The sequence below is a fragment of the Bacillus sp. S2(2019) genome, assembly GCF_005144805.1.
GTDB lineage: Bacteria > Bacillota > Bacilli > Bacillales > Bacillaceae > Bacillus > Bacillus altitudinis.
In genome coordinates this window covers 649588-675080 of record NZ_SWFL01000003.1, presented here as the reverse complement: position 1 = coordinate 675080, position 25493 = coordinate 649588, and the positions used below count along the sequence as shown (strand labels likewise).

General features: G+C 40.7%; 29 protein-coding genes. 1 reads left to right on the top strand and 28 read right to left on the bottom strand.

Going from position 1 to position 25493, the window contains the following annotated elements:
* Positions 1-13: 13 nt before the first annotated feature.
* The 11 genes from mtrB to FBF75_RS13705 all read right to left on the bottom strand — a co-directional run bounded on the left by mtrB (position 14) and on the right by FBF75_RS13705 (position 8776).
* Positions 14-244: a trp RNA-binding attenuation protein MtrB gene (mtrB, locus tag FBF75_RS13755; protein ID WP_008344541.1), complete on the bottom strand. Its 231-nt coding sequence runs from the start codon at positions 242-244 to the stop codon at positions 14-16.
* A 23-nt stretch (positions 245-267) separates the two neighbouring features.
* On the bottom strand, positions 268-837 hold the full coding sequence (folE, locus tag FBF75_RS13750; protein ID WP_003215789.1) for a GTP cyclohydrolase I FolE: 570 nt from the start codon (positions 835-837) through the stop codon (positions 268-270).
* Between the two features lie 190 nt (positions 838-1027).
* Positions 1028-1306 (bottom strand): non-specific DNA-binding protein Hbs, encoded by a 279-nt coding sequence (gene hbs / locus FBF75_RS13745; RefSeq protein ID WP_003215863.1) that lies wholly within the window; start codon positions 1304-1306, stop codon positions 1028-1030.
* Between the two features lie 374 nt (positions 1307-1680).
* Positions 1681-3159, bottom strand: coding sequence for a stage IV sporulation protein A (gene spoIVA, locus FBF75_RS13740; RefSeq protein ID WP_008344534.1), 1479 nt, complete (start codon positions 3157-3159; stop codon positions 1681-1683).
* Positions 3160-3364: 205 nt separating this feature from the next.
* Entirely contained in the window at positions 3365-4090 is a 726-nt protein-coding gene (locus FBF75_RS13735) for a hypothetical protein (RefSeq protein ID WP_007500961.1), read from the bottom strand.
* An 18-nt stretch (positions 4091-4108) separates the two neighbouring features.
* A complete protein-coding gene (locus FBF75_RS13730) occupies positions 4109-4312 on the bottom strand; it encodes a DUF2768 domain-containing protein (RefSeq protein ID WP_017367508.1) in 204 nt (67 codons plus the stop codon).
* A gap of 266 nt (positions 4313-4578) precedes the next feature.
* Positions 4579-5616, bottom strand: coding sequence for an NAD(P)H-dependent glycerol-3-phosphate dehydrogenase (locus tag FBF75_RS13725; protein WP_008344529.1), 1038 nt, complete (start codon positions 5614-5616; stop codon positions 4579-4581).
* 14 nt (positions 5617-5630) lie between these two features.
* A complete protein-coding gene (gene der / locus FBF75_RS13720) occupies positions 5631-6941 on the bottom strand; it encodes a ribosome biogenesis GTPase Der (RefSeq protein WP_008344528.1) in 1311 nt (436 codons plus the stop codon).
* A 159-nt stretch (positions 6942-7100) separates the two neighbouring features.
* Positions 7101-7295 carry a capping complex subunit for YIEGIA gene (locus FBF75_RS13715; protein ID WP_008344527.1) on the bottom strand — a complete coding sequence of 65 codons (195 nt, stop codon included), beginning with the start codon at positions 7293-7295 and terminating at the stop codon, positions 7101-7103.
* 6 nt (positions 7296-7301) lie between these two features.
* The gene (locus FBF75_RS13710; RefSeq protein ID WP_007500964.1) at positions 7302-8186 is read right to left on the bottom strand and encodes a YIEGIA family protein; all 885 of its coding nucleotides are present in this window, start codon (positions 8184-8186) and stop codon (positions 7302-7304) included.
* A complete protein-coding gene (locus FBF75_RS13705) occupies positions 8183-8776 on the bottom strand; it encodes a YphA family membrane protein (protein ID WP_419715767.1) in 594 nt (197 codons plus the stop codon). The genes FBF75_RS13710 and FBF75_RS13705 overlap by 4 nt, the downstream gene beginning before the upstream one ends.
* Positions 8777-8903: 127 nt before the next feature.
* On the opposite strand from FBF75_RS13705, the gene FBF75_RS13700 reads away from it, so the two are divergent.
* Complete coding sequence (locus FBF75_RS13700; RefSeq protein ID WP_008344525.1) at positions 8904-9035, top strand: YpzI family protein; 132 nt, start codon at positions 8904-8906, stop codon at positions 9033-9035.
* Between the two features lie 174 nt (positions 9036-9209).
* Here the strand turns inward: FBF75_RS13700 and fni are convergent, their stop codons facing one another.
* The 17 genes from fni to FBF75_RS13615 form a co-directional block, all read right to left on the bottom strand.
* Complete coding sequence (gene fni / locus FBF75_RS13695; RefSeq protein WP_017359764.1) at positions 9210-10277, bottom strand: type 2 isopentenyl-diphosphate Delta-isomerase; 1068 nt, start codon at positions 10275-10277, stop codon at positions 9210-9212.
* A 14-nt stretch (positions 10278-10291) separates the two neighbouring features.
* On the bottom strand, positions 10292-11443 hold the full coding sequence (gene rpsA, locus FBF75_RS13690) for a 30S ribosomal protein S1 (RefSeq protein WP_008344519.1): 1152 nt from the start codon (positions 11441-11443) through the stop codon (positions 10292-10294).
* A 223-nt stretch (positions 11444-11666) separates the two neighbouring features.
* Positions 11667-12344: a (d)CMP kinase gene (gene cmk, locus FBF75_RS13685; protein WP_007500974.1), complete on the bottom strand. Its 678-nt coding sequence runs from the start codon at positions 12342-12344 to the stop codon at positions 11667-11669.
* 71 nt (positions 12345-12415) lie between these two features.
* A complete protein-coding gene (locus FBF75_RS13680; RefSeq protein ID WP_008344514.1) occupies positions 12416-12598 on the bottom strand; it encodes a YpfB family protein in 183 nt (60 codons plus the stop codon).
* Between the two features lie 63 nt (positions 12599-12661).
* Positions 12662-13309, bottom strand: coding sequence for a flagellar brake protein (locus FBF75_RS13675; protein WP_007500975.1), 648 nt, complete (start codon positions 13307-13309; stop codon positions 12662-12664).
* 102 nt (positions 13310-13411) lie between these two features.
* Positions 13412-14761, bottom strand: a complete 1350-nt coding sequence (gene ypeB, locus FBF75_RS13670) for a germination protein YpeB (protein WP_046343864.1) — start codon at positions 14759-14761, stop codon at positions 13412-13414.
* 16 nt (positions 14762-14777) lie between these two features.
* On the bottom strand, positions 14778-15698 hold the full coding sequence (sleB, locus tag FBF75_RS13665; RefSeq protein ID WP_017367511.1) for a spore cortex-lytic enzyme: 921 nt from the start codon (positions 15696-15698) through the stop codon (positions 14778-14780).
* Between the two features lie 132 nt (positions 15699-15830).
* Positions 15831-16487 (bottom strand): glutamic-type intramembrane protease PrsW, encoded by a 657-nt coding sequence (gene prsW, locus FBF75_RS13660; RefSeq protein ID WP_008344507.1) that lies wholly within the window; start codon positions 16485-16487, stop codon positions 15831-15833.
* Positions 16488-16642: 155 nt separating this feature from the next.
* Entirely contained in the window at positions 16643-17614 is a 972-nt protein-coding gene (locus FBF75_RS13655) for a YpdA family putative bacillithiol disulfide reductase (RefSeq protein ID WP_017367512.1), read from the bottom strand.
* A 124-nt stretch (positions 17615-17738) separates the two neighbouring features.
* A complete protein-coding gene (locus tag FBF75_RS13650; RefSeq protein WP_007500982.1) occupies positions 17739-19013 on the bottom strand; it encodes a Glu/Leu/Phe/Val family dehydrogenase in 1275 nt (424 codons plus the stop codon).
* Positions 19014-19209: 196 nt separating this feature from the next.
* Positions 19210-19788 (bottom strand): genetic competence negative regulator, encoded by a 579-nt coding sequence (locus tag FBF75_RS13645; protein WP_007500984.1) that lies wholly within the window; start codon positions 19786-19788, stop codon positions 19210-19212.
* 164 nt (positions 19789-19952) lie between these two features.
* Entirely contained in the window at positions 19953-20741 is a 789-nt protein-coding gene (locus FBF75_RS13640) for a metallophosphoesterase (RefSeq protein WP_017367513.1), read from the bottom strand.
* A gap of 87 nt (positions 20742-20828) precedes the next feature.
* On the bottom strand, positions 20829-21281 hold the full coding sequence (locus FBF75_RS13635; protein WP_007500988.1) for a DUF2663 family protein: 453 nt from the start codon (positions 21279-21281) through the stop codon (positions 20829-20831).
* A gap of 64 nt (positions 21282-21345) precedes the next feature.
* On the bottom strand, positions 21346-22110 hold the full coding sequence (locus FBF75_RS13630) for a LysM peptidoglycan-binding domain-containing protein (RefSeq protein ID WP_019744027.1): 765 nt from the start codon (positions 22108-22110) through the stop codon (positions 21346-21348).
* Entirely contained in the window at positions 22055-22696 is a 642-nt protein-coding gene (locus tag FBF75_RS13625; protein WP_136944837.1) for a CPBP family intramembrane glutamic endopeptidase, read from the bottom strand. The genes FBF75_RS13630 and FBF75_RS13625 overlap by 56 nt, the downstream gene beginning before the upstream one ends.
* Entirely contained in the window at positions 22693-24201 is a 1509-nt protein-coding gene (locus tag FBF75_RS13620; RefSeq protein ID WP_136944836.1) for a RecQ family ATP-dependent DNA helicase, read from the bottom strand. The genes FBF75_RS13625 and FBF75_RS13620 overlap by 4 nt, the downstream gene beginning before the upstream one ends.
* Positions 24194-25246 carry a YpbB family protein gene (locus FBF75_RS13615; protein ID WP_136944835.1) on the bottom strand — a complete coding sequence of 351 codons (1053 nt, stop codon included), beginning with the start codon at positions 25244-25246 and terminating at the stop codon, positions 24194-24196. Before FBF75_RS13615 ends, FBF75_RS13620 begins: the two co-directional genes overlap by 8 nt.
* Between the last annotated feature and the right edge of the window lie 247 nt (positions 25247-25493).

Sequence of the window (25493 nt, the reverse complement as noted above, 5' to 3'; positions counted from 1 at the left end):
GCATAGTCGTGCGTTATTTCTTTGCTTCGCTTTGAATTTCACCGAAGCTTGTTTGAATGACAGCATCGCCCCGCACTTTGATGGCTGATGTGTGCTCAGTAAATTGTGCGATAATGACTTCACCTTTATCGAGCTTTTCGGAATGGTGAAATCTTGTATCGGAACCTCTAGTTAAGCCGATCACATTGACACCATTATCAATGGCTTTAATCACCACAAAATCAGATGCTTTATTTTCACTCAATCTGTTCACCTTCCATCTATGGATTAGTCGTTTTTAATAAATGAAAGCACTTCTGCTCTTGCTGCCGCATCATTTGCAAATGTACCGCGTACGGCTGAAGTGACTGTTTTAGCGCCGGGCTTCTTCACTCCGCGCATCGTCATACACATATGCTCTGCTTCAACGACAATCATCACACCATGTGGATTTAAGGTTTCTACCATACTGTCTGCAATCGTTGATGTAATGCGTTCCTGAAGCTGCGGGCGCTTTGCCACGGCCTCTACTGCTCTTGCCAGCTTGCTGAGTCCCGTTACTTTTCCGCCGCGCGGAATATAAGCGACATGGGCTTTGCCATAGAATGGCACAAGGTGGTGTTCACACATTGAATGAAAAGCAATATCTTTGACAAGAACGAGTTCTTCATGATCTTCACCAAAAATGGTTTTAAAATGTTCTTTTGGATCTTCATTTAATCCCGAGAACACTTCTTCATACATTTTTGCTACTCGTTTTGGGGTATCAAGAAGTCCTTCACGATCTGGATCTTCTCCGATTGCTTTTAATATATCGCGTACCGCGTGTTCGATTAATTCTTTATTTATTTCACTCATGTATTATATCCTCCAAAGGCGATTACATTTCATTCAGATTCTAGCACACTTCAGATCCTAAAAGCAAAGGAGAGCGTTCTAAACAAACCATTTGATTCAAAAGGAAAAGCCCCTTATCAAAGGGGCTTTTCTAGACCAGTGTGAAACTGTATATGTATAACTCCTTCAATAGGATCATTACACATAACGATTATTTACCTGCCACCGCGTCTTTAAGTGCTTTACCTGGTTTGAAAGCAGGTACTTTGCTTGCAGGGATTTCGATCTCTGCACCAGTTTGTGGGTTACGTCCTTTACGAGCTGAACGCTCACGTACTTCAAAGTTACCAAAACCAATAAGTTGGATTTTGTCACCATTTTTAAGTGCATCTAAAATTGTATCAAAAACAGAATCAACTGCTTTTGTCGCGTCTTTTTTAGATAACTCGCTTGCTTCAGCAACCGCGTTAATAAGTTCTGTCTTGTTCATGCCTTTCACCTCCTCCCAAAAATATGCATTCAATAGATTGTTATCATTTCTTCACAATTCATCTTCTTTCTATACACTTTTTTTGAAAAAAAGAGCGTCTAGAAAGCGTCATACATGGCTTTTCATTAGAAAACTTCTCTTTGAAGGAATGTTTGTCCAACAAAGTGAAGATTTTCTGTAAGTAGATTAACACATATGAAATACCATATCAAGCATTTTAAAGGGAAGAATCCTTATTCGTCAAGGATTAAGGGCACTTTTGCGAACGAATATTCCTAATTTCAGCCTGAATCTGACTAATCTTTATACAATTGTCTTTTTATGACTTCACCCGCACGCAAAAAAAGACCCCCATCAATGAGAGGTCTCACATCCTATAGAATAATCGCGATCAGACCGCCTGATCCTTCGTTAATAATTCGTTCAAGCGTTTCCTTTAGTTTATACCTTGCATTTTCCGGCATTAGCGAGAGTTTTGCTTGAATGCCTTCTCTGACAAGCGAGCTGAGTGAGCGTCCAAATATATCGGAATTCCAGATAGAAAGCGGATCATCTTCAAAGTCTTGCATTAAGTATCGGACGAGCTCTTCACTTTGTTTTTCTGTTCCGATAATCGGCGCAAACTCACTTTCTACATCTACCTTAATCATATGAATAGATGGCGCGACTGCTTTTAATCTGACGCCGAATCTTGATCCTTGCCTAATGATTTCCGGCTCATCTAAACTCATATCTGACAAAGCTGGTGCCGCAATTCCGTAACCAGTCTGCTTCACCATTTTCAAAGCGTCAGACACTTGATCATACTCCGTTTTCGCATGTGCAAAATCTTGCATGAGCTCAAGAAGGTGATCTTTGCCCCTAATTTCCACACCAACCACTTCTTTTAGGATATGATCATATAGATCATCCGGCGCATACAGATCAATTTCTGCGATCCCCTGACCCATTTCAATGCCTGCTAAGCCCGCTCTTTCGATAAAATCGAATTCACTGAACTGACCTACCACTCGGTCAACATCTCTTAATCTCTTAATATCCTTGACGGTTTCTTTCACTGAATCCTGATAACTCTCTCTTAGCCAATGATCTTCTTTTAGTACCATGACCCAGCTTGGCAGGTTCACATTCACCTCAAGCACTGGAAATTCATATAATGCTTCACGAAGTACACTGAGAACGTCTTGTTCTCTCATACTTTCGACACTCATCGCGAGTACAGGAATATCATATTTTTGACTAAGTTCCTGCCGCAGTGCTTCTGTTTCAGGGTGATAAGGTCTCACAGAGTTGATCACCATAATAAACGGCTTTCCAACTTCTTTGAGTTCGTCAATGACACGTTCTTCTGATTCAATATAGTCATGTCTTGGGATTTCCCCAATTGATCCATCTGTTGTAATCACAACACCAATGGTTGAATGCTCTTGAATGACCTTGCGTGTACCAATTTCCGCTGCTTCATGAAACGGGATTGGCTCTTCATACCACGGTGTATTAATCATTCTCGGACCATTTTCATCTTCATACCCGCGTGCACCAGGCACGGTGTAGCCTACACAATCGACAAGTCTAATGTTGACATCCAGGCCGTCGCTCACGTGAATGGATGCCGCTTGATTTGGCACAAATTTTGGCTCTGTGGTCATAATGGTTTTTCCTGCTGCACTTTGCGGCAATTCATCCTGTGCTCTTGCACGATCTGCCTCATTATTGATATTCGGGAGCACCACGAGCTCCATAAACTTTTTAATAAACGTAGATTTCCCTGTACGAACAGCTCCAACGACTCCTAAATATATATCGCCTCCTGTTCGTTCAGCGATATCCTTGAAAATATCGACTTTTTCCAAGTGATCCCCTCCCGGACTTGCTATCCTCGTTTTCAAATAAAATACTCTATACTTCAATCAAACGGTGCTTGAAAGGTGTCAGGACAATATATGTGTATGACGTTGTCCTATTTGAATATGACACCTTTTTTGTTTTGAGAGTATGTTTAGCCATAAAAAAACCTTTCTCCTCATTTATATGCAGAGGAGAAAGGTTCATTCTTGTTTATGACGTCTTTTTTTCTAAAAAAGCCGGCTCACCTTTTTTGTTGATCGTATATGGAACAGAAAACGCTGGTACAAACGGGGTTTCCTGCCAATAGACATCTTGAATATTTTCACCTGGTTTCAGCTTTTGTTTCGTATTTTTCAAAATCTGGGCAAAATCACTGCGATAGTCAACATAGATTTCGCCATTTGAGGAAATCAGTAATGGAAGTGATTCACCCGTAACAGGGCTCGTCACTGTAGGCGGTGCTTTTAACCCTAGTTTTTTTTCATTTAACGTATATAAATCTTTGGATACTACTTTGCCATATGGCGGATATGTATGTTCATCTTGATATATTTTGATCCTTAGACGTAATTCACTGATCGTTTGTGTCATTTTGACATCAAGCAGTTTCACCGTTGGATTTTGTTCGACGTCTGTGAGGACATAGATATATTCGCCCCCGCCTTCAAAAGATGTCGACGGTACATCGTGTAAATATCTTGGTGACAGACGCTTAAAGTCAATGACATACTTCTGATAAATCGGTGTGTCGCCTTCTTTTGTTTCAATGGGCAAAAGGCCATTTGTCGCTTTTTGAAAATCTTCAATCGCTGTCTGCACACTTTGCAGCTGCTCTTTATATGGCACGCGGTTTTCAGCTTTGCGATTCTCTGGATAGAGGCACCCCGTAAGTAAAATAAGTGTTAACAGCATGACACTGATTTTTGCTTTGATCATCACATTCTTCCTTTTTCTTTATTCATTGACCGGCCCGCTAAATACAACTAAAAACACAATGACACCTGATATGAGCATTAAGCTGTACGCGACAGTTGAGGCTGTTATTTTCAGAAACCGGCTCTTCAGCTTAAATCTACTCAAATAAATGGTTACAACGGCTAAAAACATGAGCCCCATTGAACCAAGCGCAAACCACATCTTGATTAAAGCAAAACTCATCGTGCCTGTCCCCCTTTAACACAAACGAATTGTAAGCGTTTATATTTCATTCTAAACCAAAATTAACTAAAATATCAATCGTTTTTCCAATCATTCAGAAAAAAGTGCATAAAAAAACTGAAGCAAAGAGGGGGACTCTGCTTCAGTCAGTAGGTCGACTATTTTTCCTCATTCTGTAGAGGCAAAGCTCTATTCAAACTTCATTGTTATGTTATGCAAGTCTGCCCCTTCTTGCATCCTCTACACGCCTAAGTTCAGTCTTCCAATTACTTTGTTTGGTTTTCGAACATGTTCACAAGGTCTTCCATCTCATGTGTTTTCACACGTGCCATTAAGGATTCTACAGCATCGTCTACCTTTTTCCCTTCAAATAGGACGCCGTAAAGAGCCTCTGTAATCGGCATGCTGACCTTGTATTCTTTGGAGAGCTGATAAGCGCCTTTTGTTGTGCGGACGCCTTCTACCACCATGCCCATTTTTTCAAGTACTTCTTCAAGTTTATATCCTTTACCAAGTAAATTCCCGCAGCGCCAGTTACGTGAATGAACACTTGTACAGGTGACAATTAAATCTCCAACACCTGTTAACCCGGCAAACGTAAGAGGGTTTCCTCCCATTTTTGTGCCGAGGCGGGCGATTTCAGCAAGACCCCTTGTGATGAGCGCTGCTTTCGCATTATCGCCATATCCGAGTCCGTCTGTGATCCCTGCCGCAAGAGCGATGATGTTTTTCAGCGCCCCGCCAATTTCCACCCCAATCACATCAGGGTTTGTGTACACTCTGAAGTTGTTGTTCATAAACAAATCTTGAACAAATTGAGCCGCTTCAATATGTTCTGATGAAACTGTAACAGTTGTCGGATGACGCAGACCCACTTCTTCAGCGTGGCTTGGTCCTGACAGGACAACCACTGCTTCTCTTTTTGCTTCTGGGACTTCTTGTTCAATCATTTGAGAAATTCTAAGAAGTGTATCTGGTTCAATTCCTTTACTGACATGAACAAATGGCACCTTTGACGTAATGAACTCATTTGCCTGTTTCAATACCTCTCGAATAGCCTTTGTTGGCACAGCGACAATAATCGCATCTGTCCCTTCTAGTGCCTGTTTCATATCTGTTGTCGCTTGAATAGACGCTGGCAATGCAACATTAGGCAAGTAATCATGATTTTCATGTTTCTCATTGATTTGATCAATTAATTCTTGTCTATGTCCCCACATGTGTACATCATGATGATTATCAGCTAATACAAGCGCAAGAGCTGTTCCCCAGCTCCCTGCTCCAAGTACTGAAATTTTCTTCATCCTGCTCACCCTTTTTATTTTCTCGCTCTCGCAAATATTTTAATTGGTGTTCCTTCAAAACCAAATGCATCTCGAATTCGGTTTTCTAGGAAACGCTCATAAGAAAAGTGCATAAGTTCTGGATCATTTACAAACACAACAAAGGACGGCGGTTTGATCGCCACTTGTGTTGCATAGTAAATTTTCAGACGCTGTCCGTTATGGGTCGGCGTTGGGTTCATCGCTACAGCATCCATGATAATATCGTTTAGAATGTTCGTTTGAACGCGCATCGCATGATTTTCACTAGCGGTAATAATTGTTGGCATTAACGTGTGAATTCTCTTTTTCGTAAGAGCAGACATGAATAAGACAGGTGCATAATCAAGGAATTGAAAATGCTCGCGAATATTTTGCTCAAATTCCTTCATTGTACGCTCGTCTTTTTCAACAGCATCCCACTTGTTCACAATGATCACAACGGCTTTACCCGCTTCGTGTGCGTAGCCGGCAATACGTTTATCCTGTTCAATAATGCCTTCTTCACCATCAAGAACAACAGCGACAACATCCGATCGATCAATGGCTTTTAACGCACGAAGTACACTATATTTCTCTGTTGTTTCATATACTTTCCCTTTTTTTCTCATACCTGCTGTGTCGACAATGACAAAGTCACGTTGGTTGTACGTAAACATTGTATCTACAGCATCTCTTGTCGTACCAGCGATGTTGCTGACAATGACACGTTCTTCACCGAGCATCGCATTCACCAAAGAGGATTTCCCTACATTTGGGCGGCCAATTAAGCAGAACTGTACCACTTCTTCATCATACTGTGTATCTGGTAAGTTTTTGAAATGCTCTGCGACAGCATCAAGCAGATCACCTAGACCGAGTCCGTGCGTTCCAGAAATCGGATACGGTTCGCCAAATCCAAGTGCATAAAAGTCATACACGTCGCTTCTCATTTCAGGGTTGTCCAATTTATTGACAGCAAGTACGACAGGTTTTTTCGTGCGATATAAAATTTTTGCGACTTCTTCATCCGCAGATGTGACGCCATCTCTTCCATTGACCATAAAGATAATAACATCCGCTTCATCCATTGCGATTTCAGCCTGATGGCGAATTTGCGCCAAAAACGGCTCATCTCCAATATCAATTCCACCAGTATCTATTAAATTAAAGTCATAATTTAACCATTCAGCAGAGCTATAGATTCGATCTCTTGTTACACCAGGTGTGTCTTCTACAATCGATATTCTTTCGCCTGCGATTCGATTAAAAATTGTAGATTTTCCAACGTTGGGCCTTCCAACAATGGCTACGACAGGTTTACCCATAGTACCCTTCCTTTCAATCCAGCCGCGATTCAATATGTTCATCATCATGTTTCAACCGGGATTTATAATTTTCATTCAGTTTTATGAAATAAACCCTTCAAACATGAAGGGTTCAACTTATATATTATATCAATTTTTAATCAGACCACAATGAATAACTTAAAAATGTTTGACGATCAAGTAAAGATCTTCTCCAATGCCGTGTGCAATTCCATCTAAAATGGCCTCTAAATTCATGGCATACATGTCGAGCTCTTCTTTATTTTCACAGAAAAAAACGGCTGTTCCGCCAATGACCCGCTCTTTATTTGTTGTCGCCACAGCCAATATAAATTGTTCAATGGTGTTCGCCATGTCCTATTACCTCACTTTCTTTTTAATGAAATCTGTCGGCATTCTAATGGCATTTTCTAAAATAGGCACCTCTTCTAATACACGGACAGCCAAATCTTCACGCTGCCATTGCGGTAAGATGAATACGCCAAGTGTGCCATTATTCAGATCACGTTTTGCGAGCGGACAAAGCGATGGTTCACCAGAATCTCGGTATACACCAAGCACGTTGGATAAATCAAATAAGATGGCTTGCCGCTGCCCAAGGTTTGCGATGGTTGTGGCCGAGTTAAAATTCTTTGGAGTCAAGATGAACCCCATTCCATGCTCTAAAATCAATTTTTGCTTTTCAGGCAGCCCGATATTCATAATGTAAATATCATTTACGTAAAGTCCTGCGCCGTCAAAGCGAAGTTCCCCTTTTTGAATATTCACGATATCCTTTAATTGGCTCCCTGACATTAATAGTTTTGCCATGAAAAAACAAAGAATACCGACCACGGTCCCAACGACGAGCGAGAAGAAAATACAGGCGGTCGTTGTAATAAGGGCAGTAAGAATAGCAATATAATTTCGACTTTCAAAGGCAATCGCAATGCCTTCGATATATGTACTGCCTCGTGAGACAAGCTCATACGAATCCATTTGGGTCAATGTATTTCTTTCCATATTACGCACATCACGAAATTGCGTGGCTGCAAGCGTCAGAAAGGTAATTGCAGTGAATTCTTCCTGGATCAGCGCAGGCATAATAATAGCACCAAGCCCTGATGCGATAAAACCTAGCGCAATGTGAATCACTTGTCCATGAATATATGTGGGATATTGCCGATAATCAGTTCTTAGCATATAAAGCCTAGCCGCCATCCCAAAGATGACACCAATAATCACAGGAAACGTGTAATCCGTCATGTTGATTTTGCAGCCCCTTTTACTGGTTTTCTAGATGAACGGGTGTTCAAGAGTTTTTCAAGCTGACCTACACCTAATAGAAAGACAGCTCCTTGAACAGCCATGGAAAGAAACGAGAGATCTCCTATGACAATGGAAGATGTGAGGCGATGAATCGTAAGCGCATAAAGGGCTTCCCCCAGACATATAGCCATCATCCATAAAGTGATCCGTTCCGTTAACTGATGCCCATATGTTAAACACATCAAGATCAGCAAGGCAAATACAACCCAGTCCACCTTTATTATCGTGAACCAAACTGGATCATATAATGCAAAAATCATAAAAAAGGCATACGCACTGACCATGGAACCTAATTGCATGATTCGCATGATTCGATGAGCAGGCCGAAAGATCACGAATGACATGCAAGCATATAAAAAGGTCATCAAAAATCCTGCATTGATCCTCATGTCTAAAATAGAAACCATGACATGACTGCATATAATATGAATGAGAACACATACGCCTAGCACATTGCGCCACGTGCTTTTCTCCATGATAAATGTCACCATAATCCAAACGAACCATATTGACCAATAATAGTACAATGCCTCCAACCCTCATCACCTCAATTACATTATGGGAAAATCTCCAGTTTTTAAACGTATGAGAAGGTGCGAGATTTGCATGAAATAAACAAGAGGTGACACCCTAATAGTTGAGGAGGGATGTATAATGGGTAAGGATAGACAGGAAAAACGCCTAAAGGCGTCAAGAAGAGTTGAATCTGACCGCGATCAATCCATTCATCACAAAGGGGCAACAACTTTAGAAGGCCCGGAAGACGCTCGCAAAAGAAATCAATAAAAAAAGACATGTGATCACCACATGTCTCAGCGTGCAAACAAACCCTCGCATTCAATGTCAGCCTGCGCATTGGTGCTCATGAATGTCAAATTCGCTCCGCAAAAAGCAGCTGTCTTTCGTAGACAAAAAAGTTTTCTTTCACACTGAAAAGAAAACAAAGGGCTAAAATTTCATTTAGTCCTTTGTCTTCTTATTTCTTAAACTATAGTACGTAGTATCCACGCCTCTTTCTTTCAGCCAATGACTTGTTTTCCCTGTAAGCACAATTGGAGCTTGCCGTAGCTCCTCAATTGTCTTCATGCCAAGTACTGTCATCAACATCTTCACATCATCTTGTAGATCAATGATATCAGAAATGAGGCCCTTTTCTCCACCACTCGTCAGGGATTTTAAGAAAAAGCCGGCTAATCCAGCGGCAGACGCACCAAGAGCAATTGATTTTGTCACATCAAGTGCATCTTGAATGCCTCCAGAAGCTAGGACGGTTTGATCTGGAAAGGCTGTATGTACTTCAGCCAGACTCGCTGCAGTTGGAATTCCCCACTGGTCAAAATAGCGAAGTGCTTTTTGACGGCGCAGGTTCTCGATTTTAGAAAAATTCGTTCCCCCAAATCCGCCTACATCAACAGCAGCAACTCCAGCATCAAATAATTTCTTTGCTGTTTCCTTATTCATCCCAAATCCAACTTCTTTGACGACAACAGGTACCTCAATTGATTCAGTGATGGCTGCGATCCGCTCAACAGCACCTCTGAAATCACGATCTCCTTCAGGCATGACGATCTCTTGAATCACGTTTAAGTGAATTTGGAGCATGTTTGCCTCCAGCATGTCAACGGCATCCTGCGCTTGCTGAATTGTCGCCTCACTGCCTAAATTGGCAAAAACGAGTCCATCCGGATTCACCTTTCGAACCACTTCATACGTACGACGTTCGTCTGCATCTTTCAGTGCAGCCATTTGTGATCCGACTGCTACTGGAATATTGGTTTCCTTCGCTGCGATAGATAAAGAGCGATTAATCTCATAGGTCGATTCTCCGCCTCCACCAGTCATTGCATTGATAAAAATTGGCGAACCGAAAGTCAGTCCGCCAATTGTCGTATGTGTATCAATTTGTGATGTCGCAAGATCTGGTAAACTGGCGTGAACGAAGGAAACATCTTGTAAACCTGTTGCTGCATGCTGGCCAGTCGACAAAGCATGCTCAATATGCTGTTTCTTTCTTTCTGCTCGCGTCAATTTTGATCACCAAATTATTTTAGTTTATTGAGTTTATCACCAATCAGGTCACCAAGCTGGAATCCGCTTGTATTTTCTTCTTTCGCCTGATATTGACGGTAATCCTCTTCGATTTGTTTTTCAGGATTCTCTTCTAATTCACGAATGCTAAGTGAAATGCGCTCTTCATCTTCATTGACATCAAGCACTTTCACTTTCACAGTCTGCCCTTCTTCAAGGACTTCTTGAGGAGTACCGATATGTTTGTGTGAAATTTGGGAAATATGCACAAGTCCTTCTACACCTGGCAGAATTTCAACAAATGCTCCAAAGCTCACAAGACGTTGAACGGTTCCTTCAAGAACATCACCTTGTTTTACCTTTTCACCAATTTGGCTCCAAGGTCCTGGTAATGTTTCTTTAATAGATAGTGAGATACGTTCGTTATCACGGTCAACAGCAAGAACTTTGACTTTTACTTCCTGTCCTTCTTCAACAACGTCAGATGGCTTTTCGACATGCGCATGGGATAGTTGAGAAATGTGAACTAATCCATCAATGCCGCCAATGTCAACAAATGCACCAAAGTCAGTCAGGCGCTGCACTTTTCCATCAATCACACTGCCTACTGCAAGCTTTTGCAGGAAGTCTTGCTTCTTGTCTAATTGTTCTTGCTCAACGACTGCACGATGCGATAGAATCACGCGGTTTTTTTCGCGGTCAAGCTCTACCACAACAAGCGAGAGTGTTTTTCCTTTGTAGTCAGTGAAGTCTTCTACATAGTGTGCCTCAACAAGAGACGCAGGAATAAATCCGCGAACACCAATGTCGACCACTAGACCACCTTTGACAACGTCTTTTACTTCTGCTTCAAATACTTCTTTTGTTTCAAACTTTTTCTCTAGGTCTTCCCAAGCGCGGTCTGCATCAACAGCACGTTTCGATAAAATCAAAGCATCGTCTTCGACCTTTGTTACTTTAAGCTCTAACTCGTCGCCATCTTTCACGACATCTGATGCTTTTTCAACGTGAAGACTTGATAATTCACTGATTGGGATGATCCCAGGTTGTTTCACATTGACGATATCTACATTGACATGCTTGTCCTCAACTTTAGAAACAATCCCTTTCACTACATCTCCAACCTCTGGTACCTGAACATCGATTTGATTCATTTCCTCTGTCATTTCGATAACCTCCTTGGTCCAAACCTACACAGCTTAGTTAAAACGACTGGGTGAATATGTGTCCTTAGCATGATGATTGCCAGCCGAATATGTATTATAGAAACATTCAAATCAACAGAATTGCTTGAATGATCAATAAAAATAGTATTAGTATAAACTTCTAATAAAAGACCTTGTTTGTCAAGAGATAAACCTCTAACTTATAAAAGTTTTCTAAAATTTCTTACTGTTTTTCTACACGCTCTGCTGCATCTAAAATTTTACCTGCAACCTCTTGAATAGAAAGAGAAGTCGTGTCAATTTCAATGGCGTCATCTGCTTTCTTCAGCGGTGATACCTCCCGCTCAGAATCAAGCTTGTCACGTCTTGCAATCTCTTCGATCAGCTGATCGTAATTGACATCATAGCCTTTTTTCTGATTTTCTTCAAAACGACGTTTTGCTCTTTCCTCTACTGACGCAAGCAAGAAAATTTTCACTTCTGCATCTGGAAGAACATGCGTGCCAATGTCTCTTCCATCCATGACGACACCGCCTCGGTTCCCCAGCTCTTGCTGCCTGCGGACCATTTCTTCCCTAACAGCTCGATGCTTTGCAACAACAGAGACTTGATTGCTCACACGGTCTGTTCTGATGTCTTCTGTGACATCAATCGTGTCTAAATGTACTTTTTGACCTTCGTCAGTTGACACAAGTTCAATGACTGTCTTTTTCAATAAAGCATCAAGTGCCTGTTCGTCTTCAAGGTCTACGCCTTGATTGAGTGCCGCAAGTGTAATTGCGCGGTACATCGCACCTGTATCGATATAAATATATGATTTTTTCGCTGCGACAATTTTTGCCACAGTGCTTTTTCCTGCTGCAGCAGGACCGTCAATTGCGATAGATAATTTCTTTTTCATAATACCTCTCCTTGATTGAATCTCCCTTATGAATTGTAACACGATCACCGCTCAAACGGGGGAATTTTCTATCAATCCTTTTGCTTAAATGTCTCAATCCAATCTTCAATGCTCATGTTATTCACACCCTCGTATTGTACGACTTTTGACAAAAATAGTTCTCCTTTCGTCAAGTGAAGGGTGACCTGAACCGCTAAAAGCAGAATGAGCTGAATGAGCACTGCTTTGAATAGCCATCTTTCCATTGTTTTCATACAAAAAGCCTCCAACGCTAGATTCTTTCTCTCTAGTATGGAAGCTTTTGACAACCTTTATTCTTATACTTTTTTCACACGTGTTAGAAGCTGCTGCTGGAAGCAATACTTCATGATGTGCTGCTGGTGGTCGTTTGTGATTTCAGTAAATTCCATGATCGCTCTTGTTTTCCCCGTCTGTTCATCTTGATAAACACGATTCATTTCTGCAATCGCTTTAATTTTTACTGGTTCTTTAAGTGAAAGTTCAAACTCTGTGACGACCTCGCCATATTCTTTTAGTGAGACACCTTCTGGAACAGCAATTGCTACACCGCCAGCACTCATATTGACAATAAATGTGTCGAAGGTTTCTTCACCATTTTGCGTTATGGACGCTTTCACCATCGTATCCACTCGAAGATATTCTCTTCGCTGAAGCCGAATCATTTCTTCTTTTGGCGGAATCGAAACGACAATCATAGGGATATCTTCTTTTCTTTTCCCAATGACTTTGCTTGTACATTTGTATGGAATTTGATTTTCATCGAAAAAGAAGACGGTGATTTCTGTTTCTTGATTTAAATAGATCGTGCGCCCCGTTTCTTTATCAGCTGGATAATTAATGCAAATATCATCGTTATTATTTTCCAAAACTTTCGATTTTGCAGTTTTCACTTCTTTGTTCTCATTGACATACTCAATTGTGATTGCATCCCCTATTTGTAACATTCCTCATCACTCTTTTCATCTGTGAAATCGTATCCTCTCTTATATTAAACCATGTATAAAACAAAAGGAAAAGGCTTATTCGCCTTTTCCTCGCTTCCTTTTCTATAGGTCTTTATATATAGGTTCTGCATTTTTTAGCTTATCTACTCTTTCTTCTTTTCCAGTATCTGCATTAATGAACATTCGGTACGTGTCGTTTTTAATGGTTCCTAAAAACTCATAGCAGAGAACTTCCTCTGACATATCATTTTGAACAAGAGCTACATGTGTATCCTCAATCTTCACATGTTTATTTAAGGTCTTTTCAGCTTCTTTTTGAGAAATCTTTGGTGCTTTTATGTCACGTTTTCTGTGATTCATTAAATAGTCTTTCGCTGAGAATCCCACAACCTCTCCATCATCTAAAGCGACTTTCATTCGAATGCTATCTGGATAAAGCAATACGTTATTCTGTAAAGGGACATAGGTAAATACGCCGATATTATCAAATTGCGCACTCTCATCTAAATGAAATGATTCAGTATCGAATCCATGCTTCTTTAAGAAACTTAGTGCTTTTTCTGAGGCATCATTTAAACTGATTTTTTGTTTTTTCACTTCACGGTTCTGAAGAAGATAGACAGGATGGCCGCCTTTTTCAGTCAAGTCTAAATAAAAGTTTGCTCGGCTATCTGGGTCTGACATTGACAGGCTGTAGACATCACGGTTCGTTTTACTCCCACTTTTTCTCACCTTGAAATCTTTGTTATGGTCAGGCGCAAATTGCTGGGCGATACGGATCGCTTCTTTTTTTGAAATCTTTTGCCCTTTTAAGTGATTGTAGCCTTGCGTTTCTGATTCAGTTGACACATTTGTAGGACCAAGATCAACATCTGCAAACGCATCAGCATTTCTCTCAACGGTTTTTAATCCGTCAATGATGGTGTTGTCGTTTTTTCGATCTCCATCAGCCAGTGCCATTTCAACATCCATCCATTTTAAATTTTTGTTGAGTACGAGATGCTGCACTTGTCTAAGTTCGTTTTGAATATCTGCCGCTTGATCATATAAAGTGGTAATGGTTTTGTGTGTATCTTTGTTTAATGGTTCATCTGATAAAGATTTAAGTGACGATTTATAGCTAAAGTCACCGACATTCGCTAGAAACTCTTCTGTTTTGTTAAAAGGCATCAATGTGAGCGGAAGCTGGCTGACATTGTTATGCGCTTCTGATGACATTCTCCATACATCTGCAAGTGCTGGAGATATAGATGTTTGGCTGTTCATCGCAAGTGTTGCGCCAAGTTTATCGTGCAACTGATCGACTTGATACGTTAGATCATGGAAGGCTCTTTGATAGTTGTTCTCTGCATGAAGCAGCACTGCATCTTTTTCTTGATGCTCCTTATAGCCCCAGTATCCTGTTGAGATGACAGCAATTCCTAAAATAGCAATCAATATTCCTCTGATCATTTATTTACACCTCTTTTTATTCACAGAAAATATGTTTCCCGATTCGTTTAATTTGTGGCCTTCCCCAAATCCATGGGCTTGTCGCTGTATCAGGATTAAAGTAATAAACGGCGCTTTCAGATGGGTCCCAGCCATTAATGGCATCAAATACTGCCTTTTTAGCGGTTTCGTTTGGCGCCATATAAAATTGTCCATCTGCTACAGCAGTAAACGCAAGCGGTTCAAAAATGACACCAGCGATCGTGTTTGGAAAGGTCGGGTTGTTTAAACGGTTTAAGATGACGGCTGCGATCGCTACCTGTCCTTCATAAGGTTCACCTCTCGCTTCACTATAAACAGCTTGTGAAAGAAGCTGAATGTCATTGCTTGAAAAACCACCTGGCATGTTGGCTGCTGTTTGTTTCGGCGTTTGATTTGCTTGACCATTTCCTGACTGGTTTCCAGACTTCCCAGTCGAGCTGTTTCCTCCGCTTTGACTTTTTTGATTCTCTTTTGCACCTTGTGCTGTCTTTTTTTGCGTGTTTCTTTGAGCAGGAGCCTTTGTTTGCTGATCAAGAGGTTTCCCGCCATAATGCGTAAACTGATTTCCTTTTTGCAGCTGCTGCTGCACAAACTCTTTATAGTATTTCGTCTTTTGAACTAATAGGTTTTTTGTTTTTTCCCCTACGAGTCCATCGACTTTCTTTACACCAAACTGGCTTTGAAAATTGCGCACGGCCCAGTAAGTTCCCCAGCCATACACCCCGTCTATTTTTCCATTGTAAAAACCATTGTATTGGAGCCTTGCCTGGAGCTCGACGACATCTTCTCCTGTAGCTCCCCGCTGAATCACTTGATTCGTGAAAGCTTCACTTTTTTCAGCTGTCATCAATGAAGACGCGAGCAGAACAATTGAGAAGATAAGGACGATTTGTTTCATAAAACGAGCTTTGTCCATATTTGATCCTCCTGTACTTTTGATGTTTGAATATATGTTTCTTCCGATCCCTATTTTTATACATTCATCACAGGAGGGAATTGGATGGAAAAGACAAAAAACGCCCTAAAGACGTATAGGACGTTTTCCAATTTAAATTTGTACCATCTTCACCGCACGGGCTTTTTTGGCTTTCCGCAGACCAAACCACCATAAAAAAATCATGAACGGCAACATAATATATCCCCAATTTTTCATGCCAAGAAGAATGAAATCATATAAGCCATGAAAAAGGATAGGAAGTATTAAAGAGAGAATCAGCCATTTTCGCTGCTCTTTTTTATCAGAAAAGCGAGCTTTACCTATATAAAATCCCATCACCACACCAAATAAAGCGTGGCTTGATACAGGCAGCAAGGCACGTGTAAACGCGTACTCTACCCCATGACCCACTAAGTACAGAATATTTTCAAGTGTCGCAAATCCAAGTGAGACACTTGTTCCATAGACAATCCCGTCATAGTGTTCATCAAACTGTACGTGCGCATAGACACTGACCATTAAAATAAACCACTTTAATGATTCTTCTAAAAATCCCGATGTCACAAATGAAATCACGATAGGATTCGTAGCGATATTTTCCTCTTGGAGGACATACTGAATAAACATGGTTGGAAACACAAGTATGACACCTAGCATAAAAGATCTGATGACCATATGAACCGGCTCATTGTCGTATTGATCTTTCAAATAAAAATAACTTAAAAGTGCGATGCCGGGAGCTAAACCTGCTGAAATGATTGCGATCATAATCAGACCTCTTTCCCTACATTATCCTTTATTATCGTACCACGAATCACCCCTTTTTTATATGACTCGAGCCCATTTTCCCAAAAATAATCTTCTATATAATCCCAATTTACATAATAAAGAACTGAATCCCTTAGAAGGACCCAGTTCTTTTTTTACCCGTTGATTCTTTTGTTGATTTCTTCTGCAATTAACCCACCATGAAATCTTCCATTTTCAATGAAAATTTCGTTGGCGTTGTTACCAGCTGCAATAACCCCTGCAATGAAAATACCTTCTACATTTGTTTCCATTGTTTGTTCATCAAATGCTGGGCGGCCTGATTCTGGATCGATTGTTACACCCATTTTTTCTAAAAATGAATGATCAGGATGATAACCTGTCATCGCAAACACATAATCACTTTTCACTCGATCCGTTTGGCCCTGCTGGTTTGTAAAGACAACATCCTGTTCTGTGATTTCCTTCACCTCTGCACCAAACTCCATTCGAATGGTGCCATTTCGAACAAGCGCTTCAAACTCTGGTAAAATCCAAGGTTTGATGCTGGATGAATATTCAGTTCCTCTATATAAAACCGTCACCCTGCTTCCGCATTTCACAAGTTCTAGGGCAGCATCAACACTAGAGTTCTTCCCGCCGATCACCGTCACATCTTTATCAAAGTAGGGGTGTCCTTCTTTAAAATAATGATACACATGAGGAAGGTCTTCCCCTTTTACATTCATATAGTTAGGATGATCATAGTAGCCAGTCGCAATCACAACATAGTCACATGTATAGTCGTCTTTTGATGTATTTACCGTAAAACGGCCATCTTTTTTCGTCACAGCGTTTACCTTTTCAAAAGCATTCACACGAAGGCTTTTTCGTCTGACCACCTCTCGGTAATAGGAAAGCGCCTGAATACGAACGGGTTTCCGATTTTCAGTGATAAAAGCGACGTCACCGATCTCAAGCTTTTCACTTGTACTGAAGAAGGTTTGGTGTGTAGGGTAATGATAAATACTGTTGACCACATTGCCCTTTTCAATCACAAGTGCATCAATCCCAATTTGCTTGAATGCAATGGCAGCTGATAGACCGCACGGGCCTCCTCCTATTATGATCGCTTTTTCTTGTTTCATTTGTTCCACTCCTGTCGTTTCACTGCAATAACAATTGCTGGGCTGTTTGATTCTTTGCATGATTCCATAAAAAAATCTCCTATTTAAGGATAGGAGATTTTAAGGCGCGATGCAAATAAGTCGCTTAAATCCAGCCTCTGAATCGAGAAGCTTCAGCCATTTTACGTACACCGACCATATATGCTGCTAGTCGCATATCAATACGGCGGTTTTGCGCCATTTCATAAATATTATTAAATGATTTCACCATCATATCTTCTAAACGAGTTTCCACTTCTTCTTCTGTCCAGTAGAACCCTTGGTTATTCTGAACCCATTCAAAGTAAGAAACAGTCACTCCACCCGCACTTGCAAGTACGTCTGGAACAAGCAGTACACCACGATCTGAAAGAATTTTTGTCCCTTCCAATGTCGTTGGTCCATTTGCTGCTTCTACGACAATTTTGGCCTTAATGTTTGCCGCATTATCTTCTGTAATTTGGTTTTCAATGGCTGCAGGTACTAAGATATCACAATCTAGCTCAAGCAGCTCTTGGTTTGTAATTGTATCATTAAATAATTTAGTGACGGTTCCAAAGCTGTCACGTCGGTCAAGCAAGTAGTCAATATCGAGACCATCTTCATCATACAAACCGCCGTAAGCATCTGAAATTCCTACGATTTTCGCTCCGGCATCATACATAAATTTAGCCAAGTAACTTCCTGCATTTCCGAATCCCTGAACGACAACACGAGCCCCATTGATGTCAATTCCTTTTTTCTTCGCCGCTTCTTTGATACAGATCGTTACACCTTTTGCCGTTGCAGTATCACGTCCATGTGAGCCTCCAAGAACAATTGGTTTTCCTGTAATAAATCCTGGCGAGTTAAATTCATCAATTCTAGAATACTCATCCATCATCCATGCCATGATTTGAGAGTTTGTAAACACATCTGGTGCTGGAACATCTTTTGTTGGTCCAACGATTTGGCTAATTGCGCGAACATAGCCGCGGCTTAGTTTTTCAAGCTCCCTAAATGACATTTCTCTTGGATCACAGATAATACCGCCTTTTCCTCCGCCATAAGGAAGATCCACAATACCACATTTTAAACTCATCCAAATTGAAAGCGCTTTTACTTCTTTTTCAGTAACGTTCGGGTGGAATCGTATTCCGCCTTTTGTTGGACCGACAGCATCATTATGCTGCGCACGATAACCAGTGAAAATTTTCACCGATCCATCATCCATACGTACTGGAATTTTGACCGTTAATAGGCGAATTGGCTCCTTCAGCAATTCATACACTTCTTGCGGATAGCCCAATTTATCAAGCGCTTTATGTATGACGGTTTGAGTTGACTTTAAAACATCTAGCTTATCTTCTGCGTTATGAGCGGCGTTTTGATCGGCTGCCATTAAAATAAACCCCCTAGAAATCTTTCATGATCTACTGCTCCCTTTCAAGCAATAGTATACACCTTCGTACTGGTAAAGCAAAGGTAAAAAGCGTTTTTTATCAAAATAAAATATCAGCGTTTATAAATATAAAAATGGATATAAAAAAATACTGTTGTTTCATCACAACAGTATTAAATATAATAGAAAAAAGTGATTAAAAATACAGTTGAATCGTTTTCACTGCATCTTCCTGCATGATCACTTTTCCGTATTCTTTTAACCGGTGAATGGTTAATGTCGTCGGTGAACCGAACTCCGCTAAAATAGAAATGACCGTATCTGCAGACAGTTCTTCGAAATCATCTAGGCTGAGAAAATATTGACCTTCATAATGGTAAACTGTACCCCCTAAAAGTCCAATACGACTTAAACTATGGGACAGTTGAATCACATCTTCAAACGAGGCAAATTGATAGAGCACATGCTTGCTCTCGTCGAGCTTGACTTGCATCTCAATGTAATCTTCATCAAACTCATCATCAGCATCTTCCTGCTGACTCTTTGTCACAATGACGACCATCCCCTGCGCCTGAAGAGAAAATACTTCAACAGCAATCGGTCCATTCGCTTCAAAACCGAGCTCCTGATTCGCTTCGTTCATCATGTCTTTAAACAGCTGATGAACTTTGAACGAATCTTTCCAAAGGTCTTCTTTCGTAAGACCTCGGTCTGTCAGATCATCTAGTGTGAGAAAAATTTTGATTTTATTATAATTCAGACGCTCTAGCCGCATAACGTTCCCTCCTGCCTCTTCTAACACACATCATACTGTAGTATATGAGATGATGAGTCATAGGTTCTTAATTTTGTATTCAGTTTACACTGTGTCAAGACGGAAGACAAGCATGAAGCTATGCTTACGGTGACTTTTATGGAAAATATTGATGGGGCATCAACTTAGCGCGTTTTTAGCGGCATTAAATAGATCAGATGGGTTTCTGGTTCTGCTCCAAGACGCATCGGAATCTTTGTTGTTCCGTAACCATTACTAATCAGAAAGAAAGCACCTTTGACTTGGCCTGTTCTTCCTTTTTCATACGGACCAAATTTCCCAATACGAATTTGACCCCCATGGGTATGACCGCTCAAAACAAGATCAATTCCCTCTTCTTCACTCATCAAATGATGCACATCTGGGTTGTGTGATAAAAGGATATTCACGTCTTCTTTGACAAACTCCGGCCGTATCGCTTCATAATCTGCTTTTTCAAGCCGGATATCATCGATTCCGCCTATTTTAATGGGCTGTCCTTCAAAATTCCACACAGCCGTCTCATTTTGCAATGTCGTCACCTGATAGGTATGGAGGATGTCTTTGAGTTTTTGCTGATGCAGCTCATGGTCGTTATTCCCCCACACAAAATACACCGGGGCAATCCTTGCTAAACGTTTCACATTTTCTTCAACTCTAGCATAAGGGACTCCCTTTTCAGCTAAGTCCCCGCCGATCATAATGACATCAGGCTGCTGCTCTTTTACTTCCGCTAATAAAGTATCACTAATTAGACGGCGATGGGTATCAGAAATAAAAAAAATGACTGCAGGTCGATCTGACTGAAGTCCTTCTATTGTAAAGTAATGCTTTTTGATGTTGTTTTGTTTTGCCGTTTTCACCATTTTCGCTGTTACACACACACCTGTTGTCACAGCCGCTATGGCAGCAGTAAATCCGATGGCATATTTCATTATGAATGACTCCCTTGTATCAGCTTTCTTTTATAAGACGCTTGAATGAAAAAAGACGTTTCAACTGTTTAAACGTCTTTTGCTCATTTATTTACTTTCATAATAGAGATTGATATCATATTGCGTCTGCATGAAGTGGAAAACGGCCTCGCGCTCTTTCCATTGATTTGATTGAGGCCATAAATCTGTGCTTTTCTGTATAATTTCACATCTGAGCTTATGATATTCATCCTCAGCCTTTTCTTCTTTTTTCTTATAATAATACGATGCGTAAAAAGCAAACACTTCAGCCATGATCCAAAACAGAAACACCTCATGGCCAAGCAATGTGGCAATCATCGCTTCCGGCTGCAGGGAGCCCCCGCTATTAGCTGTTATCACAAAATAAAACAGAAGAATCGCAAGTGATAAAAGGGCTGTCCATTGCCACCTTTTGCATTGTTTTGCAAACCCCTCGTATTTGCGCTTCCTTTTGATCAATGTTTCAATCATTTTCTGTGTCGGCTGATCCATATAGCGGCTGATTGCGTGCAATGTCATCACATACACCCTTGTCCCTTTTTTCTACATATGTATGTGCTTTTCGATTCATTCATGTCAAATATTAATTTTCTAATGGGATATTCAATACTTGTCCGCTGTACACGCTATTTCCTTTTAAATGATTGTAAGCTCGAATTTTCTCTTCCCCTGATCGGTTTTGATAATACTTCATGGAAATTCGATACAAGTTTTCCTCTGGTCCAACAGTATGCTGCACGACACGAACAGGTTTTTCTTCCTGCTTCTTCTTCTCTTCTGCTTCTTTTCGCTTTTTCTCTTCCTGCTGTTTTTGAAGAGCGAGCTGTTGCTGCTCACGCTTTTTTGCAGCTTCGGCCTTTTCACGCTCAGCCTTCTCTTTAGCGGCTTGTTCTTTTTTCTTTTGCTCTGCTTTTTCTTTTGAACGCTGCTTTTCTTTATCAGCATCTTTCTTTTTCTTCTCATCATCAGACGCATCCGCTTTGTCAGCGCTTGAATCATTTTTTGTTTCAACAAGTGCTGACGGGACTGGATCTGTGTCAGCACTCGATGTTTTATCAATATAAACACCTTGATTGTTGTTATCGTTAATTTCCTTTGATGTGTAATAAATCAACAGGAAGAAAACCGTGACGACAATAATAGGAAAGATAATAGCCAGTGTCGTAAACAATGGATTACGCACCTTTTTGGTTCGCTGCTTTTTATATTCATGAAAATCTTCTCGTGTAGGAAAGTGAGAGTCATCTGAAGGATGCACTTTTTCTTCTTCAAGATTTTCCTCTACATCATCATCATGGATGTTTGTCAGCTGCTGTTTTTTTCTCTTCATTCTCGACATTTCTTCCATGTTCATCCCTCCCCCAATATTTAAAACGAATTTGACATGCAAAGACTAGGTCAATGACAAAGTGTGTCATGACAGGAACGAATAAATTTCCTGTCCACTCGTATAAAAGTCCTAAAAAAATACTAATAGAAACCACAAGGATAAACAAGAGTATTTTTGACAAGTAGCGAAAGTGAAGAAGTGCAAACACAATGCTTGCAATCTCCAGTCCAAATTGCTGCTGAACGATCCCGCGAAATAAAATTTCTTCTGAAAAGGCAATGAGCAGCGTTAACCAAACAATATGCGGGATGCTGCGGTTTTTGAACATTTTTTCATTTAATCCGCCATCATCATACATATGAGCCGGAAACACCTTCATGACAATAGCGTCGACAATAATCACAAGCAAAGCGCCGCCAATTCCGTAAGTCAGGATACGCATATCTCGGATCTGCCATAGGGCTGTAAAATCAGTCCAATGATCAAACATAAACATCCCTAGTAAAAAAGAGACAATCAGCATGAGCAGCTGTGTAAAATACAACTGTTCTACTACTTGTCGATCGGTTAATTTTTCAATAATACGGCGATGTTGTTCAATCAATGCTGCGCCTCTTTTGTCAGATGAAATAGACGATCCAGCTCGGTCTTCCAGTGTTTCATTTCATTCAGCTCCAATGGTTGATCTTTTTTTTCGTAATCAGACAGGTCAAGTCCGCATGAAGAGCAGCAGTTCCCAAAGGAAGCGTCCTCCGTTAGATCAAGCTGCTCATCAAAGTATGATAACAGAGATTGCCTAAAGCAGCGATGGCCAGTGATATGCTCTTTAAACTGCCACACTTTTTTTAGCTTTTCTGTTTGTCTATCCTGCAGCTTTTCTTTCAGCTTCTTCATGAGTAAACGGGGCTGTTCAGTTTGGTACATCGTGTAATAATGCGAGAGCATTCGCGCGCGCGTCTCCTGAAGCCCTGCTTCCATCAATTGTTCACGTAATTTTTTTTCATCATTGATCGGCATTTGTGATACTCGAGCTAAGAAAAAATCAATTTCTGGATCATCAAAACCTTCTGCTTGAATCAAATGACTTTGAATATCCGCATCCTCTTCTGTATATAAAAGAACGCTCACACTTTTTTTTCCATCCCGTCCAGCTCTTCCAATTTCCTGCATAAATGCTTCAATTGACTGAGGCGGACTCATATGAATCACAAAGCGTATATTTGCTTTATCAATTCCCATTCCAAAAGCACTTGTACAGCAAATGAGATCAATTTGACCACTGATAAATTGCTGCTGGATCAGCATGCGGTCCCCTGACTCCATTCCGCCATGATAAAACTCTACACGCTGATGCGTTTTTTGTTTCACCAAACGTGAAATATCTTCTGTCATTTGCCGGGTCGGACAATAAATCAGCCCAGGCCCTTGAAGGGCTTCCACAAGCTCAAGTGCTCGTTTCTCTTTTGCTTCTTTCGTTTCATGCGCCTCTTTTAATAGAGCAATATTCGGCCGGTTGACTGAATGAATATGAACATCTGGATGCTCTAGCCGCAACGTTTGCACAGTATCTTTTAAGGTTTGTTTCGTCGCAGTTGCCGTTAGTGCTAAGGCGACAGGATTGCCGAGCGCTTCTCTCCATTCTCCAAGCTTGGAGTATTCCGGGCGGAAATCATGTCCCCATTCCGATATACAGTGAGCTTCATCTACAACGAATAGACCCACATGCATCGCTTTGAGCTGCTCTACCAATACCTCTGACATAAGCGCCTCAGGTGCGACAAATAAAAATTTATATGATGGCAAATGCCGAATAATATGTCTTCTTTCTTGAAAAGACAGTGTACTGTTAAGCGCAGCCACTCGCTTTTCACCGCGCATTTTCATGCGTTCCACTTGATCTTCCATGAGTGATAAAAGAGGTGAAATGATCAGCACTAACCCGTCTGTCAAATAGCCCGGAATTTGATAACAAAGGGACTTCCCGCCACCAGTAGGAAGCATGGCAACCGTATCTTTTTGTTGAAGTACACTTCGAATAATGTCCTCCTGACCTGTTTTGAAGGCATCATAACCAAAATATCGCATCAGCGTCTGATGAAGCTTATCCATTTGCTTTCACCATCCTTGTCAATGCCAATCGTATTTGAAAATAAGTAAATGAATGCTCGAGACTTTCTTTGATCAGCTTCATCTTGTTGGTTTGGAGCTGACCGGCTACCTCATGTATCGCCTTTTGAGCTTCACTGCTGACATATGGTTCGATCGAGAAGCTCGGCTCATGTATCGAGAGCTCCACAATATGATCTTCAATTGTCGCTTTTTTTAATGAACGAATATGAGCAATTTGATCAATACTGAACCCTTTTTGTACAAGCTCAAGCGTTTTATGGGTAGAGGTGGTCAGCACACGTTTGAATTGAAGATCATCTATCATTCGCTGGATGATCGGCGCCTCACCTTTTTGCGCACATTGAATAAAATAATGGAGCACATTCCAAAAAAGCAAGTAAACATACCATACATCTTCTTTCATCCATTCCGCCATTTGCTGGTATGTCCGTCCGATTCTTTCATTGGAAGTCAATGAATAAACAAAAAGCAGTGCCTCTTGATCAGTTAAATGAGCAAGAAGTGTTTCAAGCTCATGATGGATATCTTCAGAAAGCTTTTTCTTCTGGTGATATTGCGAGAAGAAGGATTTTGTCCAGTTTTGAACCGATATATCTCTTTGAATCGGCACATAGTGTTGTGACCCCGCTGCATGATGTGAAAGGACCTGCACAAGTAAAGACAGCCTCATCCATAACACCTTTGCTTTATCATGATACTTGGCACCATTAAAATAAACTGGCATCGGTTTTTCAGTGAAACACTGCCTGACCATACTTATTCCTGCATCTGTGGCAATGAATGTATCCCCTGTCTTTCTGATGAAGTGCTGCTCTTTTAGCCTTTGTACAGAGCGGTCCAACTGATCCCTCGTAAAAGCTGGATAGCAGCCGAAGTAGCTAGAAAGCTGAAATAAACTTGCATCCTGTATCGTTTGTGATGATTTTTTTCCTTTAAAAAGATGGTAGACAGCACTAATGGAGCGTTCGCCGTTCAATTTATGTACGCTGTCCATCAACATGACATCCAAGTAATGAATCGTCATTGACCAAAGCACCTGTCTTCCTGACAAAATTCGAATATTTTCTCCCTTTATTTTAACAGATTTCATTGAAGAAGAAATGTTTAAACTCAATTAATGGGGGAAAGTTATGAACAAACCCTTATGTGATAAGCATTCTCAATCACTTTACAGTTGAAATGTGAATTTAAAATCATTACAATAAGGTTTGAGGAAATTGGTTTTTTATCGGTGAAACTAAAAAGGTTAAACCATTTGTTCCATCGAACAA

Excerpts from the sequence above, each read along its gene's own strand:
- folE (WP_003215789.1), bottom strand. The coding sequence starts at position 837 with ATGAGTGAAATAAATAAAGAATTAATCGAACACGCGGTACGCGATATA.
- hbs (WP_003215863.1), bottom strand. The coding sequence starts at position 1,306 with ATGAACAAGACAGAACTTATTAACGCGGTTGCTGAAGCAAGCGAGTTA.
- FBF75_RS13735 (WP_007500961.1), bottom strand. The coding sequence starts at position 4,090 with ATGATCAAAGCAAAAATCAGTGTCATGCTGTTAACACTTATTTTACTT.
- FBF75_RS13730 (WP_017367508.1), bottom strand. The coding sequence starts at position 4,312 with ATGAGTTTTGCTTTAATCAAGATGTGGTTTGCGCTTGGTTCAATGGGG.
- FBF75_RS13725 (WP_008344529.1), bottom strand. The coding sequence starts at position 5,616 with ATGAAGAAAATTTCAGTACTTGGAGCAGGGAGCTGGGGAACAGCTCTT.
- der (WP_008344528.1), bottom strand. The coding sequence starts at position 6,941 with ATGGGTAAACCTGTCGTAGCCATTGTTGGAAGGCCCAACGTTGGAAAA.
- FBF75_RS13715 (WP_008344527.1), bottom strand. The coding sequence starts at position 7,295 with ATGGCGAACACCATTGAACAATTTATATTGGCTGTGGCGACAACAAAT.
- FBF75_RS13710 (WP_007500964.1), bottom strand. The coding sequence starts at position 8,186 with ATGACGGATTACACGTTTCCTGTGATTATTGGTGTCATCTTTGGGATG.
- FBF75_RS13700 (WP_008344525.1), top strand. The coding sequence starts at position 8,904 with ATGGGTAAGGATAGACAGGAAAAACGCCTAAAGGCGTCAAGAAGAGTT.
- rpsA (WP_008344519.1), bottom strand. The coding sequence starts at position 11,443 with ATGACAGAGGAAATGAATCAAATCGATGTTCAGGTACCAGAGGTTGGA.
- cmk (WP_007500974.1), bottom strand. The coding sequence starts at position 12,344 with ATGAAAAAGAAATTATCTATCGCAATTGACGGTCCTGCTGCAGCAGGA.
- FBF75_RS13680 (WP_008344514.1), bottom strand. The coding sequence starts at position 12,598 with ATGAAAACAATGGAAAGATGGCTATTCAAAGCAGTGCTCATTCAGCTC.
- FBF75_RS13675 (WP_007500975.1), bottom strand. The coding sequence starts at position 13,309 with ATGTTACAAATAGGGGATGCAATCACAATTGAGTATGTCAATGAGAAC.
- ypeB (WP_046343864.1), bottom strand. The coding sequence starts at position 14,761 with ATGATCAGAGGAATATTGATTGCTATTTTAGGAATTGCTGTCATCTCA.
- sleB (WP_017367511.1), bottom strand. The coding sequence starts at position 15,698 with ATGGACAAAGCTCGTTTTATGAAACAAATCGTCCTTATCTTCTCAATT.
- prsW (WP_008344507.1), bottom strand. The coding sequence starts at position 16,487 with ATGATCGCAATCATTTCAGCAGGTTTAGCTCCCGGCATCGCACTTTTA.
- FBF75_RS13655 (WP_017367512.1), bottom strand. The coding sequence starts at position 17,614 with ATGAAACAAGAAAAAGCGATCATAATAGGAGGAGGCCCGTGCGGTCTA.
- FBF75_RS13650 (WP_007500982.1), bottom strand. The coding sequence starts at position 19,013 with ATGGCAGCCGATCAAAACGCCGCTCATAACGCAGAAGATAAGCTAGAT.
- FBF75_RS13645 (WP_007500984.1), bottom strand. The coding sequence starts at position 19,788 with ATGCGGCTAGAGCGTCTGAATTATAATAAAATCAAAATTTTTCTCACA.
- FBF75_RS13640 (WP_017367513.1), bottom strand. The coding sequence starts at position 20,741 with ATGAAATATGCCATCGGATTTACTGCTGCCATAGCGGCTGTGACAACA.
- FBF75_RS13635 (WP_007500988.1), bottom strand. The coding sequence starts at position 21,281 with ATGACATTGCACGCAATCAGCCGCTATATGGATCAGCCGACACAGAAA.
- FBF75_RS13630 (WP_019744027.1), bottom strand. The coding sequence starts at position 22,110 with ATGGAAGAAATGTCGAGAATGAAGAGAAAAAAACAGCAGCTGACAAAC.
- FBF75_RS13620 (WP_136944836.1), bottom strand. The coding sequence starts at position 24,201 with ATGGATAAGCTTCATCAGACGCTGATGCGATATTTTGGTTATGATGCC.
- FBF75_RS13615 (WP_136944835.1), bottom strand. The coding sequence starts at position 25,246 with ATGACGATTCATTACTTGGATGTCATGTTGATGGACAGCGTACATAAA.